The sequence below is a fragment of the Roseobacter weihaiensis genome, assembly GCF_020622345.1.
In the GTDB taxonomy this organism is placed as follows: Bacteria; Pseudomonadota; Alphaproteobacteria; order Rhodobacterales; family Rhodobacteraceae; genus Roseobacter; species Roseobacter weihaiensis.
The window spans coordinates 52,450-67,675 of the sequence record NZ_JACNMO010000028.1; the positions used below are offsets into that span (position 1 = coordinate 52,450).

At 61.3% G+C, this 15,226-nt stretch carries 15 protein-coding genes; 5 read left to right on the plus strand and 10 right to left on the minus strand.

Translation table 11 applies throughout. The features are described from left to right. The first annotated feature begins 91 nt into the window (after positions 1–91). Positions 92–577, plus strand: coding sequence for a class I SAM-dependent methyltransferase (locus tag H7847_RS22310; RefSeq protein WP_227271703.1), 486 nt, complete (start codon positions 92–94; stop codon positions 575–577). A gap of 46 nt (positions 578–623) precedes the next feature. On the opposite strand, the gene rpe is transcribed toward H7847_RS22310, so the two are convergent. Continuing rightward, positions 624–1,316, minus strand: coding sequence for a ribulose-phosphate 3-epimerase (rpe, locus tag H7847_RS22315; RefSeq protein ID WP_227271704.1), 693 nt, complete (start codon positions 1,314–1,316; stop codon positions 624–626). A gap of 286 nt (positions 1,317–1,602) precedes the next feature. Here rpe and H7847_RS22320 point away from each other — a divergent pair, with 286 nt between their 5' ends. Next, positions 1,603–2,139, plus strand: coding sequence for a peroxiredoxin-like family protein (locus tag H7847_RS22320; protein WP_227271705.1), 537 nt, complete (start codon positions 1,603–1,605; stop codon positions 2,137–2,139). Positions 2,140–2,379: 240 nt separating this feature from the next. Next, positions 2,380–3,525: an iron-containing alcohol dehydrogenase gene (locus tag H7847_RS22325; RefSeq protein ID WP_227271706.1), complete on the plus strand. Its 1,146-nt coding sequence runs from the start codon at positions 2,380–2,382 to the stop codon at positions 3,523–3,525. Positions 3,526–3,530: 5 nt separating this feature from the next. Here the strand turns inward: H7847_RS22325 and H7847_RS22330 are convergent, their stop codons facing one another. From H7847_RS22330 to H7847_RS22340, 3 genes are read right to left on the minus strand one after another with little or no spacing between them, the layout of a single operon-like run. Next, a complete protein-coding gene (locus tag H7847_RS22330) occupies positions 3,531–4,280 on the minus strand; it encodes a sulfite exporter TauE/SafE family protein (protein WP_227271707.1) in 750 nt (249 codons plus the stop codon). A 34-nt stretch (positions 4,281–4,314) separates the two neighbouring features. Then, positions 4,315–5,715, minus strand: a complete 1,401-nt coding sequence (gene gndA, locus H7847_RS22335; protein ID WP_227271708.1) for an NADP-dependent phosphogluconate dehydrogenase — start codon at positions 5,713–5,715, stop codon at positions 4,315–4,317. A gap of 39 nt (positions 5,716–5,754) precedes the next feature. Further along, positions 5,755–6,786: an L-idonate 5-dehydrogenase gene (locus tag H7847_RS22340; RefSeq protein WP_227271709.1), complete on the minus strand. Its 1,032-nt coding sequence runs from the start codon at positions 6,784–6,786 to the stop codon at positions 5,755–5,757. A 117-nt stretch (positions 6,787–6,903) separates the two neighbouring features. Between H7847_RS22340 and H7847_RS22345 the strand changes: the two genes are divergently transcribed. After that, on the plus strand, positions 6,904–7,662 hold the full coding sequence (locus H7847_RS22345) for an SDR family oxidoreductase (protein ID WP_227271710.1): 759 nt from the start codon (positions 6,904–6,906) through the stop codon (positions 7,660–7,662). Positions 7,663–7,707: 45 nt separating this feature from the next. Continuing rightward, positions 7,708–8,394, plus strand: coding sequence for a DUF2306 domain-containing protein (locus H7847_RS22350; RefSeq protein ID WP_227271711.1), 687 nt, complete (start codon positions 7,708–7,710; stop codon positions 8,392–8,394). On the opposite strand, the gene H7847_RS22355 is transcribed toward H7847_RS22350, so the two are convergent. The 6 genes from H7847_RS22355 to H7847_RS22380 form a co-directional block, all read right to left on the minus strand. Next, positions 8,378–9,775, minus strand: a complete 1,398-nt coding sequence (locus tag H7847_RS22355) for an exonuclease domain-containing protein (RefSeq protein ID WP_227271712.1) — start codon at positions 9,773–9,775, stop codon at positions 8,378–8,380. The two genes, H7847_RS22350 and H7847_RS22355, sit on opposite strands and share 17 nt — an antisense overlap. Position 9,776: 1 nt before the next feature. After that, positions 9,777–10,298, minus strand: coding sequence for a hypothetical protein (locus H7847_RS22360; RefSeq protein ID WP_227271713.1), 522 nt, complete (start codon positions 10,296–10,298; stop codon positions 9,777–9,779). A gap of 33 nt (positions 10,299–10,331) precedes the next feature. Continuing rightward, the gene (locus H7847_RS22365) at positions 10,332–12,158 is read right to left on the minus strand and encodes a DUF294 nucleotidyltransferase-like domain-containing protein (RefSeq protein ID WP_227271714.1); all 1,827 of its coding nucleotides are present in this window, start codon (positions 12,156–12,158) and stop codon (positions 10,332–10,334) included. 99 nt (positions 12,159–12,257) lie between these two features. Further along, complete coding sequence (locus tag H7847_RS22370; protein WP_227271715.1) at positions 12,258–14,057, minus strand: sodium:solute symporter family protein; 1,800 nt, start codon at positions 14,055–14,057, stop codon at positions 12,258–12,260. 5 nt (positions 14,058–14,062) lie between these two features. After that, positions 14,063–14,347 carry a DUF4212 domain-containing protein gene (locus H7847_RS22375; RefSeq protein ID WP_227271716.1) on the minus strand — a complete coding sequence of 95 codons (285 nt, stop codon included), beginning with the start codon at positions 14,345–14,347 and terminating at the stop codon, positions 14,063–14,065. Positions 14,348–14,400: 53 nt separating this feature from the next. Next, positions 14,401–15,087, minus strand: a complete 687-nt coding sequence (locus H7847_RS22380; protein WP_227271717.1) for an adenylate kinase — start codon at positions 15,085–15,087, stop codon at positions 14,401–14,403. Positions 15,088–15,226: the final 139 nt, after the last annotated feature.

Genomic DNA, 15,226 nt, shown 5'->3' on the forward strand with positions numbered 1-15,226 from the left:
TCCAGCATCCAGAGCATTCGAGGTCTTTGGGCTGTCAATTATCCGCAAAAGAGGGCATGGGAGCCGCAAATGCTGAAGAAAGGACCCTGTCATGAGCCGCCTTGACCTGTTTATTGATCGCATGATGTCCCAGCGGGCCTGTCTCAATCATGCTGCGGCCCTGACTGCAGATCTGACGGGTCCCGTGTTTGAGCTGGGGCTGGGCAACGGGCGCACTTATCACCATATGCTCGAAATCATGCCCGACCGGGAGATTTATGTGTTCGAGAGGGCGGTGGCCTCTCACCCCGATAGCACGCCCGCAGGGAACCTCACCGTGCTGGGCGATGTCTTTGACACCCTGCCGGAGGCGCTGGCGCGTTTTGGCGCCACTGTCCGTTTGATCCATGCGGATCTGGGCGGTCACAGTGCGGAAAAGAACGATATCTTTGCCAGGCGTGTGTCGCCGCTGGTCGAGCCTTTGTTGGCCACGGGGGGCCTGATGGTCTCCAGCGACCGGATGTATTTTGAGACGCTCAAGGAAATCGACCTGCCGGAAGATGCCGTGCCGGGGCGCTGCTTTATCTACCAGCGATAGCCCCGAATGCATCTTGGGGGAGACCAAAGTGATTTGCAGGGAGGGCTTAAACCGTTGTCGTGAGCACCGCGTCCCTGATCGCCTTGATATTTGTGCCGTAGGGGGCAGGATCAGACACCGAGCCGCCCCGGAACACCGCTGATCCGGCCACAAGCACATCCGCGCCGGCCGCAGCGACAAGCGGCGCTGTCGAGGGATCAACACCGCCATCGATTTCAATGTGGACAGGACGGTCACCGATCATGGCGCGCAGCTGACGCACTTTTTCCACCTGACTGTGGATGAATTTCTGGCCGCCAAATCCAGGGTTCACCGTCATGACGCAGACCAGATCGACCATATCCAGAAGATGCTCCACCGCCGGGGCCGGGGTGCCGGGGTTCAGCGCGACACCTGCCTGCGCACCGGCCCCCTTGATGGCCTGAACGGTGCGGTGAATATGCGGGCCGGCTTCGACATGCGCGGTGATGACGTCAGCCCCCGCCTTTGCAAAGGCGTCAATGAAGGGATCAATCGGCGTGATCATGAGATGCACATCCATCACCCCCCTGATGTGGGGGCGGATGGCGGCACAGGTGGCCGGGCCGAAGGTGATATTGGGCACGAAGTGTCCGTCCATCACATCCACATGCACCCAATCCGCGCCCTGCGCCTCAATCGCTTCGCATTCCGCGCCGAAGTTGGCGAAATCTGCGGACAGGATGGAGGGGGCAATTTTCAGAGATCTGTTAAAGGGCATGGCACGGGGGTCCTCTGCGGTGCGGGATGAGCGGGCTATATCTGTCCTTGCGGGGGAAGGGCAAGGGAAAGCCAGTTTGCACCGGGCCTGCGCGGGGATTTCTGACCATGACGCAAAGGTACAAGTGGGCGACAGCACCGTCGGTCTGGTGCATCTGGTGGCGGGTGGCAGGCCGGCCAGCCTGTCCGGTGCCGCCTGTCGGGTACAACTGGTTGTGATTGCGGGGTGCTGGCATTTCAGGACTCTGCGTGAAACAGTATCGGCATCAACAACAGAAAGTCCTCCCATGCTACTGCCTCGCCAAAAAGTACCTGATCTGACGGTTCCAACACTGGAACATGGCCCTTTCGATTTGTCGAATGATGCCGCCGAGAAAGGCACGGTTGTCTGTTTTTACCGCGGGCTGCACTGCCCGCTCTGTGCAACTTACCTCGCTGAGTTGGAAAAGCTGACCCCAGGCTTTGAAGAGCGCGGTGTGAAGACCGTGGCGTTGAGCACCGATGGTCTTGAGCGGACCCAGCAGATGGCCGAAAAGATGAACGCCAAGACCCTGCGGATGGGATATGACCTCAGCCTGACCAAGGCGCGGGAGTGGGGGCTCTATATTTCGACGTCGCGCGGCAAGACATCGATTGGCATTGAAGAACCCGCCCTGTTTGCCGAACCGGGGCTCTTTATGATAACGCCCGCGCAGACGCTTTATTACGGATCCGTCCAGACCATGCCTTTCGTGCGCCCGCATTTCTCGGAGCTTATGGGTGCGTTGGATTTCGCTATTCAGAACGACTATCCGGCGCGGGGGGAATACACCGGCGCGGTCTGACACTCGCCAGCTTTGAAACGGCGCGGCTGCGCCGCACGTCATGTCCTGCGTCTTTCTTTCTTGAAAGACGCAGTGCTGCCGCCTGTTGTGACGCGCGGATGTTGTGGAAAATTCGTTCAGCATCTTGCAACCGGCTCTGAGCATTGAGAACCGCCTGGACAACTGGCGATCTCGTGGTTGGCAATTTGCTGCGGGCCCCGTATCTGTGCCAAATACTTCTGGTCACTGAAAGGGTTTGAGATGACGCCGACTGCCAATTGGTCCTATCCGACTGCAATACGTTTTGGGGCGGGCCGCCTTTCCGAGTTGGGGGAAGCGTGCCGCACGGCGGATATCAAGGCCCCCTTGCTTGTCACGGACAAGGGATTGGCAAATCTGCCGATCACCACGCGGGCATTGGACCTTCTGGAGGCGGCTGGTCTGGGCCGGGCGCTCTTTGCAGATGTCGATCCGAACCCTACGGAGCAGAATGTGGCGGCGGGCGTGCAGGCCTACCGCGCCGGCGGGCATGACGGCGTGGTGGCCTTTGGCGGTGGCTCGGGCCTCGATCTGGGTAAAGCGGTGGCTTTCATGGCGGGGCAAACGCGACCTCTGTGGGATTTTGAGGATATCGGGGACTGGTGGACGCGCGCTGATGCGGCGACCATTGCGCCGGTCATCGCTGTGCCCACCACCGCAGGCACCGGATCAGAGGTCGGGCGCGCCAGCGTCATCACCAATGCGGCGACCCATGAAAAGAAGATCATTTTCCACCCCCACATGTTGCCAGAGGTGGTCATCTGTGACCCGGAACTGACCGTGGGCATGCCGCCTGCGATTACGGCGGGCACCGGCATGGACGCCTTTGCCCATTGTCTGGAAGCCTATTGTTCGCCGCACTACCACCCGATGAGCCAGGGCATTGCACTGGAGGGGATGCGGCTGGTCAAGGACAACCTGCTGCTGGCGTTCCAGGACGGACAGAACATCGACGCCCGCGCGCATATGATGTCAGCGGCGGCAATGGGGGCTACAGCCTTTCAAAAGGGTCTGGGGGCGATTCATGCGCTGTCGCATCCCATCGGGGCTGTGCATCATACGCACCATGGCACGACCAACGCGGTGGTCATGCTGCAGGTCTTGCAGTTCAACAAACCCAAGGTGCGCCGTCCTCTGGCGCGCGCGGCGAATTATCTCAGCATTTCGGGCGGTTTTGAGGGGTTCTGCGCCTATGTGAAGGACCTCAACACCCAGTTGGGCATTCCCGCGACGCTGACGGATTTGGGGGTAGCGGACCCCGATCTCGATACGCTCGTTGCCTCGGCCCTGACAGATCCGAGCTGTGGGGGCAACCCGGTCAAGATGACGCCGAGCAATACCAGAAAACTCTTTGAGGCGTGTTTCTGAGACGCTCAGACATACCAGATCGCACGGCGGATCAGGTTGAGGCCGAGAAAGAAAAACAGGATCATGATGGCGTTGCGAAAGGCTTCCACCGACATCTTTCGGCGGAAGAACTCCCCGATTGAAAAGCCGATGAGCGTGGGCAGCAGCATGGCAAAGGACACCCCCGCCAGCGGGCCGGTCAGAAAACCGATCTGCGCATAGGCGAAGACCAGCGGCAATGAACCGACGGAGATCATGAAGCCGGTGGCGCGGATGAATTCGTCTTTGTCCACGCGTTTGGTTGCCAGATACATCGCCATGGGCGGGCCCCAGGCGGCAGTCATGCCACCGATCACCCCGGCCAGCAGGGCAAAACCAACCTGGGCGGCCTTGTCGTAGCGGTCCGCAAGCGGGGGCAGCAGCCCTTTCCAACTGACAACGACAAAGATCAGCACGGCAACGCCCAAGATGGCGAGCAATGCCCTGTCAGAGGTGTTTTGCGTGGCGTAGGCGGTTGTGCCAACACCCAGAAACAAGATCACCGCGAATAGGCCGTAGCGGCGTGCGGTTCGCTGGAAGTACCCCCCACGGGCCATCTGCCAAAAGTTCGACCCCAGCATGGGAAAGAGCACCAGCGCGATGGCCGTGCGCGGATCGAGAAAAACTGTCATGAAGGCAATGGCAGCGGTGGGCAGCCCGATGCCGGTGATACCCTTGACGGCCCCCGACATCAAAAATGCTGCGGTTGCGATCAGGAGAAGAGTGGCGTGGTCCAAGCAGGGTACTCCGCTTTCGGGGGTGGTGGGCGTGTCACTCTTGCGCCCAGGGGCCATGCTGCCCGGTGCTATTGTCATCGAGACGCATAAAACCGTGCAGCCCGAAATAATCGCGTTGGCCCTGGATCATATTTGCTGTGCCGCGGCTGGTGCGCAGCGTGTCGAAATAGGCCAGTCCGGACCCAAGCGCGGGGACGGCCAACCCGTGCAGAGCGGCCTGTGCGACAAGCCGGCGCAGAGCCTGATGGCTCGTCTTGAGGTGATTGGCGAAATAGGGTGCGAAGGCCAGATTGCGGGTGCTATCCTCTGACAGAGCATCAGCCATATCATCCAGCATATCCGAGCGGATGATACAGCCCGCACGCCAGACCCGGGCGATCTCGGGCAAGGGCAGGGACCAGCCAAACTGCTGTGCGGCGGCAGCAATCATGCCAAACCCCTGCGCATAGCAAAGGATTTTGCCGGCGATCAGCGCCTGGGCCAAGCATTCTGTGTCGAGCGTGCCCGCGGCGAGGGCCTGGGGCGCCGCTCCGAAAATTGCCTCGCCCTGCGCGCGCGTGTTCCGCTGCGAGGAGAGATTTCGCGCGACAACCGCTGCTTCAATTGCGGGGATCGGGGCTGCCAGATGCTGTGCCTCAATCACGGTCCAGCGACCCGTGCCCTTTTGACCCGCAGCATCCACAATAACATCGAGGAGTGGCCGATCTGTCGCGGCATCATGGGCCTTGGCCACTTCTGCGGATATCTCCACGAGATAGGACCGCAGCGCCCCATCATTCCAGCGGGACAAAACGGCCCCGATGTCAGGGGCCGTCATCCCCATACCATCGCGCATCACGCCGTAGACTTCGGCGATCATCTGCATGTCGGCGTATTCGATACCGTTGTGCACAGCTTTGACAAAATGCCCGGCCCCTTCCTCGCCCAGCCATTTCGCGCAGGCTGTGCCGTCGTATTTCACGGCAATCGCCTCGAGGATCGGGGCGGCGCGCTGCCAATGTGCGGGATCGCCGCCGCCCATGATCGACGGCCCGTGGCGCGCCCCGTCCTCACCCCCCGAAACGCCGATCCCGATGAAGAGCCCGGTGGCCGCGCGCAGACGGCGGTTGGTGTCGTGAAAGTTCGCATTGCCGGCATCAATCAGCAGATCATCCGGCCCCAGCAGCGGGCGCAGGGCGGAAATCTGTTCGTCAACAGGGTCACCGGCAGGGACCATCAGGATGATGATACGCGGCTCTTTGAGCGCCCCGACAAGCTGCTGCAGGCTTTCGGTTGGGGTAATGCGCGCTGCCAGATCGCCTGCGTTCTGATGAAAGGTTTCGGTGGTTTTGGCCGTCCGGTTCCAGACGGCAATGTCGAACCCGTTTTCGGCGATGTTGAGCGCGAGCGCCGCTCCCATAGTGCCAAGGCCGATCAATCCGATGTCGCTGGGCATGTGCGTTCCTTGTTCAGGGGTGGCGGGCAGAGGGTCGGTTCACGCAAAGGAGATTTGCGCTTTCATGGCCTGAGTGCGGTCACTGGCCAGATCAAAGGCGGCCACGGCATCGGTCAAGGGCAGGGTCTGCGTGATAAGGGGTTTCACATCGATCAGACCCTTTTGCATGAGCTCAACGCCGGTGAAGAACTCCGCGTGAAACCGGAAGGAGCCGCGCAATTCCAGCTCCTTGGCGGTCATCGCCTGCACCGGCAGGGTCATGTCACCGCCCAGGCCAAGCTGCACGATGATCCCGCCGGGGCGCAGGGCCGCGATCCCGCTTGAGAGGGCTGCCGCCACACCGGTGCATTCGAACAGGACATCAAAGGTTCCCTTGCCCGCCTGATAGCTGCTCAGCGCTTCCGGATCGTCGCGCCCGTTAATGACGACATCGGCCCCGTTCCGGGCGGCCATCTGCAGGGTGAAATCGGTGAGGTCGGTGGCGACGATCTCTGCCGCCCCCGCGCGCCGTGCGGCCAGGATCGACAGCATCCCGATCGGGCCGCAGCCGGTGACCAGCACGCGCTTTCCCATCAGCGGACCTGCTTGCCTGACCGCGTGCAGACAGACGGCCAGCGGTTCGGCCATCGCGGCCTCCCCCGCGCTCAGCCCGTCCGCCGGGGCGCATTGGGCGGCCTCGGCGACCAGCACCTGCCGAAACGCGCCCTGAATATGCGGAAAGGGCATTGCAGAGCCGTAAAACCGCATGTTCAGGCAGTGGTTGTGTTTGCCTTCATGACAATACGCACACGTATGGCAGGGGCGTGACGGGGACACCGCCACGAGCTGTCCGACCTTGAGTGTGTCGACACCTTCACCAAGGGCCGTGACGTGGCCTGCAACCTCGTGGCCGAGGATCATCGGTTCCCTGAGCCGGACCGTGCCAAAGCCGCCGTGATTGTAGTAATGCAGGTCAGATCCGCAGATACCGCCGGTCGCCAGTGCGATCTGGACCTCGCCGGGGCCGGGCTGCTGGGGGTCATGCTCTTCGAGACGCAGATCGCGGGCTGCGTGGATCACAAGCGATTTCATAGAGGCCTCTTTCATCTGGTCATGCCGTGGTCTGCCAGACCTGCTCTGCTTGACTTTGAGTGTTAACGGTAAAATAAGCGGGACGGATTGGCATTGTCGAGCACAAAGAGGAATACCATGTCACTGAGCCTATTTGATCTGACAGGCCGTCGCGCCCTGATTACCGGGTCCTCGCAGGGGATCGGTTTTGCGCTGGCCAAGGGCCTGCAGGCCGCTGGCGCAGAGGTTATCCTGAACGGCCGCGATACCGCAAAACTCGACGATGCAACCAAGCAGCTGAGCGGCACGGTACACCAACTGGCCTTTGACGCGACCGATCACGATGTCGTGCGTGCGGCTGTCGATGGCTTTGAGGCCGAAGTCGGGGCCATCGATATCCTGGTGAACAACGCGGGCATGCAGCACCGCACCCCGCTTGAGGACTTTCCCGCAGATGCTTTCGAACGGCTGATGCAGACCAATATCGCCAGCGTCTTTCACGTCGGGCAAGCCTGCGCGCGGCATATGATCGGGCGCGGCAAAGGCAAGATCATCAACATTGCCTCGGTACAGACCGCGCTCGCCCGTCCGGGTATTGCACCCTACACGATGACCAAAGGCGCTGTTGCCAATCTGACCAAAGGCATGGCCACCGACTGGGCGAAATACGGGCTTCAGTGCAATGGGCTGGCGCCGGGGTATTTCGATACGCCCCTCAATGCAGCCCTCGTTGCGGACCCTGAGTTTTCGGCCTGGCTGGAAAACCGCACGCCTGCCGGACGCTGGGGCAAAGTCGAGGAACTGGTGGGAACCTGTATTTTCCTCGCCTCCGACGCGTCATCCTTTGTGAACGGCACAACGGTTTTTGTGGATGGCGGGATCACGGCCTCGCTTTGAGCGTCATCTATTGATTTTCGCGAACAGAGCGACAGCTTGTTGTCTATGAGCGACAGGACCTTCAAAGCCAGCCTTTTGAACGCGCTCCTTGTGCTGGTCCTCTGTCTTTTCGCGGTGCCCTTTGCGATTTACGCGGTCGGGCGCGGCTTTGATGTGGGGGAGATGCAGGAACAACTGTCGTCGCGGCTGTTTCACAGCGGCGCGGGGCTCTCCAATGCGGCGATCTACGGCCATATGGTGGCGGGCGGGATCATCACCGCGCTGGCACCGCTTCAGTTGTTGCGCGTCGTGCGCCGGCGTGCGCCGGTACTACACCGCATCAGCGGATATCTCGTTGCAGGCCTGTCGGTCCTGACCGGGGCGGGCGGGCTCTACTACATCGCCATGCAGGGCACGATCGGCGGGCCGGTGATGGATCTGGGCTTTGGCCTTTATGGCGCGTTGATGCTGTTTGGCGCGTTCAAGACGGTGCAACTGGCCCGCATCCGCCATCCGGATCACCGGCTCTGGGCAGAGCGGCTGGTGATCCTCGCGCTGGCGTCATGGCTTTACCGCGTCCACTATGGACTTTGGGAGATCACCACAGGCGGCATTGGATCACGGCCCGATTTTTCGGGACCCTTCGATCTTGTTCAGGTCTTTGCCTTCTATCTGCCCTATCTTGCGCTGCATGCGTGGGTCTGGCACCGGCGCGCGCGCCGGTATCCCGACCCGGTCACGCTTCAACCTTGAGAATGCGTTTGTGCTTGCGCACTTCGGCGCGGATGTCCTGAAAGGTAATCAGACCGCGCGCTTCCAGAATGGGGATCATGGCAACCAGCGCTTGCGCCGTGGCAAGGGCGTCCCCAAGGGCGGTGTGGCGGACATCTTCGGGGATTTGCACATCGAGGCGCTGGCAAAGGGCGTCAAGCGTGTGTTCGGCCGAGCCGCCAAAGACCACCGCGGACAGATGCACGGTATCGAGTATCGCGTTGTCAAAGGTGATGTCCTGCCCTTTGGTCTGCTGGCGCAGGAACGCCATGTCGAAGGGGGCGTTATGGGCAATGAGCACCGCATCCCCGGTGAACTGATGAAACCTGCGGCACACCACATCAAAGCCCGGCGCATCGGCAACCATCGCATCCGTGACATGATGCACAGCCGTGGAGCCTGGCGGGATCGGCCGCCCGGGATTGACCAGCGTGTCAAAGGCTTCGCCTGCCACGATCTTGCCATTTACAATGCGCACGGCCCCCAGTTGCACGACGGCATCCCGTGCGGGGTCAAGCCCGGTCGTTTCACTGTCAAAGACCACGAAGGTCAGATCCCGCAGGGCGGTCTGATCCAGATCGCTGGGCGTTTCCTTGTCCAAAAGATCAAAGTCATAGACAAGCGGTCGCGCCGCATCGGGGGAGAGCGGCTCCAGCATCAGCGTATAGCCTGCATCCTCTCCGAAAAGACGGATATGGCCGCGATAAAGCGCGCCGGAGCAGCCTTTGAGCGTGATTTTTTCACGCAGGGTTTTGTGCTTTCTGAGCTGCGCCAGCGCTGCATCAATCGATTGCGCATCAAGATAGTCAAAGACCGATCCGTTCAGCCGGGCGGGGCATTCGCGCTCCATCAGTTCGGCCGCCTGACCATCGTAGAGAATGATCTGATGGTCATGCCGGGCGACGATGACTGCCACCGGAATGTCCGAGAGGATTTGCAAGAACTGGCCGCGCTGTGCTTCGAGCCGCGCGATGCGCTGTGTAGCCTCCTCGGGCGCGTTAGGGGTCTCCGCGCTGAGCTTTTTGTGGATCGCCGCGACGGCGGGGGCCAGATCGCCCAGATACTTTGCCGCCTCTGCCTCGATGTCCTGATGCACCTTTGCGTGGGTTCTGACCCGCAGCCCTGCGGCCAGCGCCTCAATCGGCTTGCAGACGTTTTCATCAAAGAGCAGCCAGACCACCACCACCAGCCCCAGGATCCCGAAACCGCTCAGCGCGCCTGCCGTCACGAAAGGGGAGAGCGCGTCGCTCAGCCCAAGCTGCCGGTATCCGATGAAAAGGGCGGCAAAACTGAGCGTGACGCTGCCGAGCGCCATCAGGCAAAAGAACAAAAAGACGCGCAGACGCAGGCTGAGGTTTTCCATCTCACACCTCCGCGCAGGCGACCTGCAAGACGGGATCGGAGGCCTGTACCGCAATCCACTCAGCCCCCAGAACCGCGCCATCCGTGCCAAATTCGACGCCGTCCACGATATCAGCCCGCCGTCCGCCGTCGCAGTCAAAGAGCATGGGCACTTTGGCGGTGCGGGTCCACCGACCATAAAACACCAGATCGACAATGCGCTGGTCGGGCTGCCGGGGGTGGGTGCGCATGGTGGCCTGATCGACGGCGACAAACCGGCTGACGAAGGGCGACGCGTAGGTCCAGGGCCGGTAGAAGGCGGTTTCCTCGACGGTTTGCGCGACAACGAACCCTTCCGGCATGGTGGCCTTGGTGCGCTCAAACCAGCCGTATTCGCTGGAGATAGTCGCCACCAGCATCGCCACGCCCGCCGATACCGGCACCAGCCAAGACGGCAGGCGGCCCTTCAACACGCGATTGACTGCCCAGACAATGAGCGCCATGGCGACACCTGCCATGATCGTCCCGATCAGTTCGAAAAACATATGCCTTCCCCTCCCTCAGGTCCTTAAGACATCCTATCCCAAAAGCCCGCGCCCCTGCATCAGTGCGGATTGCATGGTCTTGATCACGACGAAAGCATCCCGCAGGTGGCTGCGTTCAAAGTCCGACAGCGTGTCGGGCGGCAGGTAGTTATCAGGTGCTTTGCCCTGTTTGATGCGGCGTGCCTGATGCTCCAGCCGCGTTTGCGCCACAAGATCGTAAGCCTCCAGCAGATCGCGCCCTCCCTTGGCGCTGGTGATTTTGGCCGCAAGGGCGGCCTTCAGCCGCGCCCGTGTGTTGATCTCTGGCAGCCGGCCCTGCAACGCATACATCCGGCCCAGATCGACCACGGGCACGACGCCGTTGAGCTTGGTGTCGATGGTCTTGCGGTGATCGCCCGAGCTGATGGTGGCCAACCCCCGCAACAGACCCAGCGGCGTCTGATGCGTCAGCGAGTTGCTGGCCATATGCGCGGTAAAGATCGAATTCTTTGACGCGGCTTTCAGCGTTTTTCGCTGCAGTCCGTCAAACAGCGTTGCATCACCGCCGATAGGGCGCAGGTCAAACATCACCGAGGCCAGCATCTGGGCCTCTTTACTGGGGTGCTCGATCCACCCCTTGAAGTAATCCAACCAGACCGACACCGGCTGGCACCAGCGCGGGTTGGTGGCCATCATATCGCCGGGACAATAGACATAACCGCAGGCATCGAGCCCGTCGCTGACGAATTTGGCGAGCTCTTGGAAATAGGCCGTGTCACTCTCCGTGACACCGTCTTCCAGAATGAGGCAATTGTCCTGATCCGACACGCCGGTCTGTTCCTGCCGGCCTTGCGAGCCGCAGGCCAGCCACAGGTAGCGCGCAGGGGCGGGGCCGAGCGTCTCTTCGGCCAGGGTCAGCAGGCGGCGGGTGACCACATCGGCCACATCGGTAATCATCCGGGTCACAACGTCATGGCGGTTGCCTGCGCTCACCAGGTGCAAGAGCAGCTCGGGAATGCGGCTTGTGACCTCCGCCAGGGCCTTGATCGTCGTCGCACGGGCCGCATCCGCGACAAGCCCCGCCGCGGTCGTGGCCTGAAAGCGGGTCAGATCGGTCTGCGTCACAATCCCCACAAGGCGGCCCGCCTCGACAATGGGCAGGTGGCCAAGCCGGTATTCCATCATCATGTGCAGCACATCTGACCCGATGGCGGTCGGGGGCAGAAACCGCGGGCCGGCTGTCATGATCGACTGGACTTCGGTGTCCGGGTCCTTGCCGGTGGCCATTGCCTTGCCGACCAGATCGCGCAGGGTCACGATGCCTGTAAGCGTCTCATCCGCCGTGACGCAAAGGCAGGAAATGCGCCGTGCGGTCATCTCCCTTGCGGCGTCGAGGATTGTTGTCTCAGGCGGGCAGGTGAACGGGTCCGGCACCATCAGCGCGTCAACGGTCACCTGCGCAAGGCTGGTCTGCTGGGGGCCGGTCGGCTCCGGCTGTGCGCCGCTGCGGGCAAAGAAACGCTGAAAGGGCGACTGTTCTTCTCGCAGCGTGCGAAAGAGATCTGCGGGCAGGCAGATCAGCAGAGTGTCCTTGACGGCGCGCGCCTTAGTGGCCGCCATACCGTCAGCCAGCAAACCGCGTTCGCCAAAGGAATTGCCACGCTCCAGCAGCGAGACCTGTGTATCGGTCTTGTCGCGGACCGAAACGAGCCCGCTCTGAACGATATAGAGCCCTTTGAGCGGAGCCCCCAGATCGTAGATCGTGTCACCTTCGGCCACGCTGATCTTGTCGACGCGCGCCACGATGTCGTTCAGGACGGCAACGGGCAGTTCGTCGTAGGGGTGCTGTCGCGACAGGAAGGTCAGTGCGTCTTCATTCATCAAACGGTCCTTAACGAAAGGAGCCTGCCCCGCAGTGGCGGAACAGGCAAGCGATTTGGCAGGGCTGGCATCTTGAGTGGCGTGCCAGCCCGTCCGGTTTTAGTGGTCTACCGCCGCACCTGCGCCTGCTGGCACACGGACGCTTTCGACCAGGTCCTTGATCTCCTGTGGGGTGTCTTTCGTGGACATGGAGACCACATAGGCAACCGCGAAGTTGATGACCGCACCGACCGCACCGATGGCGGTGGACTGGATGCCAAAGAGGCTGCCATCAACCGTATCGGGGAAGGAGTTGGTGCCCGCGATGAAGAGCCAGCCCTTGTGCAGGAAGATGTACACCAGCGTAAAGATCAGACCTGCCAGCATCCCCGACACAGCGCCCACGTTGTTGATACGCTTGGAGAAGATGCCCATCATCAGCGCCGGGAAGATCGAGGCGGCTGCCAGACCAAAGGCCAGCGCCACGGTTTGTGCGGCAAATCCCGGCGGGTTGAGCCCGAGCAGCGTGGCCACACCGATGGCCACGGCCATGGCGATGCGGGCGGACATCAGCTCGCCCTTTTCCGACATGTTCGGGGTCAGCTGACCCTTGAGCAGGTCGTGAGACACCGCCGACGAGATCGCCAGCAACAGACCCGCCGCCGTCGAGAGCGCCGCCGCAAGGCCCCCTGCCGCCACCAGACCGATCACCCAACCGGGCAGGTTGGCAATCTCGGGGTTGGCCAGCACCAGGATGTCGCGGTTGAAGTTGGTCAGCTCATTGCCTTCCCAGCCGTTTGCCGCCGCCTTTTCAGCCATCGCGTCGGAGGCGTCGTTGTAGTACTGGATCTTGCCGTCGCCGTTCTTGTCTTCCCAATCGAGAAGGCCGGTTTTCTGCCAGGTCAGCATCCAGTTGTATTCTTCCGCGTTCTGGATCGTCTCGACCGATACCGCTTCGCCATTGGTGCCATTAGGCCACATCAGTTCGGTGATATTCAGTCGCGCCATTGCCCCCACGGCAGGTGCCGTCAGATAGAGCAGGGCGATGAAGACCAGCGTCCAGCCCGCAGACCAGCGCGCATCCGACACCTTTGGCACCGTAAAGAAGCGCATGATGACGTGGGGCAGACCGGCGGTGCCGATCATCAGCGACAGCGTAAAGAGCACCATGTTGAGGTTGTCTTTATGCGCTTCGGTGTAGCTGGCAAACCCGAGGTCGGTGACGATCTGGTCGAGCTTGGTCAGCAGGTAGACGCTGCCCTCGCCGCCCGTGGCCGTGGTCTGGGAAAAGAGCCCCAGCGCCGGGATCGGTGTGCCGGTCAGTTGCAACGAGATGAACACGGCCGGGATCGTATAGGCCAGGATCAGCACGCAGTACTGTGCAACCTGTGTATAGGTCACGCCCTTCATGCCGCCGAAGACCGCATAGGCGAAAACCACGCAGGCCCCAATCAGCAGACCGGAGGTGTTGGAGATCTCAAGGAAGCGGCCAAAGGCCACGCCAACGCCCGTCATCTGGCCGATCACGTAGGTGGTGGAGGCGATGATCAGGCAGATCACGGCCACCATCCGTGCCGTCGGACTATAGAACCGGTCTCCGATGAACTCCGAGACAGTGAACTTGCCGAACTTGCGCAGGTAGGGGGCCAGGAGAAGGGCAAGCAGGACGTAGCCGCCGGTCCAGCCCATCAGGAAGGATGAGTTGTCGTATCCGGTAAAGGCGATCAGCCCCGCCATGGAGATGAAGGAGGCCGCAGACATCCAGTCCGCCGCCGTGGCCATGCCATTCGTCACCGGGTGAACCCCCCGACCGGCCGCATAGAATTCAGATGTGGAGCCCGCACGGGCCCATACCGCGATGCCGATGTAGAGCGCGAAAGAGGCGCCCACAAACAGCAGGTTGAGTGTAAACTGGTCCATCTGGATTATTCCTCTACGCCGTATTCTTTATCGAGTTTGTTCATCCGCCAGGCGTAGAAAAAGATCAGCGCGAGAAAGACGAGAATGGACCCTTGCTGGGCAAACCAGAAACCAAGGTCGGTGCCGCCGACTTCGATGCCCGCAAGCAGGGGGCGCAGCAGAATGCCAAAGCCGAAGGACACAAGCGCCCAGATCACCAGACTTATGATGATCATGCGGATGTTGGCGGCCCAGTAGCCGGCCCCGTCCCTTGCAACTTTTGCGTCAGGATTTGTTGATTGTTCTGCCATTTCGGCGTTCCTCCTTTGGTGGTGTGTTGCGGGCCGTGTTCGAGCCGCGAATTTTATGCCGTTACACTTGAAACGATTTGGGCGATTCTCTCGCCAATTGCATCGATGTCCCCCATTGCATCCACGCGTTGAAGTGCTCCCTTGTCGGCGTAATATGAAATCAGGGGTTCGGTCTGTAATTGATATGCGTCAAGTCTGGACATGACCGTCTGCGCATTGTCGTCGGCGCGGCGGGTCATGTCCGAACTGCCGCATCCGTCGCAGACACCGTCAACCTTGGTCGGCTTGAAGCTGTCGTGATAGCCCTCACCGCAGCCTGTGCAGGTAAACCGGCCTGCGATACGCAAAACCATTTTCACGTTGTCGACCTCCAGCGCGATGGCCGCGTTGATGCGTTGGCCTGAGACTGCGAGCATGCCGTCAAGCGCTTCGGCCTGACCGGTCGTGCGGGGAAACCCGTCCAGCACAACGCCACTGGCGCAATCCGCCTCAGCCAGCCTGTCCGACAGTACGGCCAGAACAATCTCGTCACTGACCAGCCCGCCGGCTTCCATAACGGCTTTGGCCTGCTTGCCTGCCTCTGTTCCGGCGGCCACCGCGGCGCGCAGAAGATCACCTGTTGAAAGCTGTACCAGCCCGAATTTCTCTTGCAGGACACGCGCCTGGGTGCCTTTGCCGGCTCCGGGTGGGCCAAGCAGGATCAGTACAGGGGCTGTATCGGTGTGTTTGGATCCGTCCATTTTACGCGTCCTCGCGGTTCATTCTGTTTTTGATGAGGTCGTTTACGACGGTTGGGTCTGCGAGAGTTGAGGTGTCTCCGAGGGCGCCGTAGTCATCTTCGGCGATTTTGCGCAGGATGCGGCGCATGATCTTGCCGGA

What these genes read in the sequence shown, in the direction of transcription:
- H7847_RS22310 (WP_227271703.1), top strand. Translation starts at nt 92, where the DNA reads ATGAGCCGCCTTGACCTGTTTATTGATCGCATGATGTCCCAGCGGGCC.
- rpe (WP_227271704.1), bottom strand. Translation starts at nt 1,316, where the DNA reads ATGCCCTTTAACAGATCTCTGAAAATTGCCCCCTCCATCCTGTCCGCA.
- H7847_RS22320 (WP_227271705.1), top strand. Translation starts at nt 1,603, where the DNA reads ATGCTACTGCCTCGCCAAAAAGTACCTGATCTGACGGTTCCAACACTG.
- H7847_RS22325 (WP_227271706.1), top strand. Translation starts at nt 2,380, where the DNA reads ATGACGCCGACTGCCAATTGGTCCTATCCGACTGCAATACGTTTTGGG.
- gndA (WP_227271708.1), bottom strand. Translation starts at nt 5,715, where the DNA reads ATGCCCAGCGACATCGGATTGATCGGCCTTGGCACTATGGGAGCGGCG.
- H7847_RS22340 (WP_227271709.1), bottom strand. Translation starts at nt 6,786, where the DNA reads ATGAAATCGCTTGTGATCCACGCAGCCCGCGATCTGCGTCTCGAAGAG.
- H7847_RS22345 (WP_227271710.1), top strand. Translation starts at nt 6,904, where the DNA reads ATGTCACTGAGCCTATTTGATCTGACAGGCCGTCGCGCCCTGATTACC.
- H7847_RS22350 (WP_227271711.1), top strand. Translation starts at nt 7,708, where the DNA reads ATGAGCGACAGGACCTTCAAAGCCAGCCTTTTGAACGCGCTCCTTGTG.
- H7847_RS22355 (WP_227271712.1), bottom strand. Translation starts at nt 9,775, where the DNA reads ATGGAAAACCTCAGCCTGCGTCTGCGCGTCTTTTTGTTCTTTTGCCTG.
- H7847_RS22360 (WP_227271713.1), bottom strand. Translation starts at nt 10,298, where the DNA reads ATGTTTTTCGAACTGATCGGGACGATCATGGCAGGTGTCGCCATGGCG.
- H7847_RS22365 (WP_227271714.1), bottom strand. Translation starts at nt 12,158, where the DNA reads ATGAATGAAGACGCACTGACCTTCCTGTCGCGACAGCACCCCTACGAC.
- H7847_RS22370 (WP_227271715.1), bottom strand. Translation starts at nt 14,057, where the DNA reads ATGGACCAGTTTACACTCAACCTGCTGTTTGTGGGCGCCTCTTTCGCG.
- H7847_RS22375 (WP_227271716.1), bottom strand. Translation starts at nt 14,347, where the DNA reads ATGGCAGAACAATCAACAAATCCTGACGCAAAAGTTGCAAGGGACGGG.
- H7847_RS22380 (WP_227271717.1), bottom strand. Translation starts at nt 15,087, where the DNA reads ATGGACGGATCCAAACACACCGATACAGCCCCTGTACTGATCCTGCTT.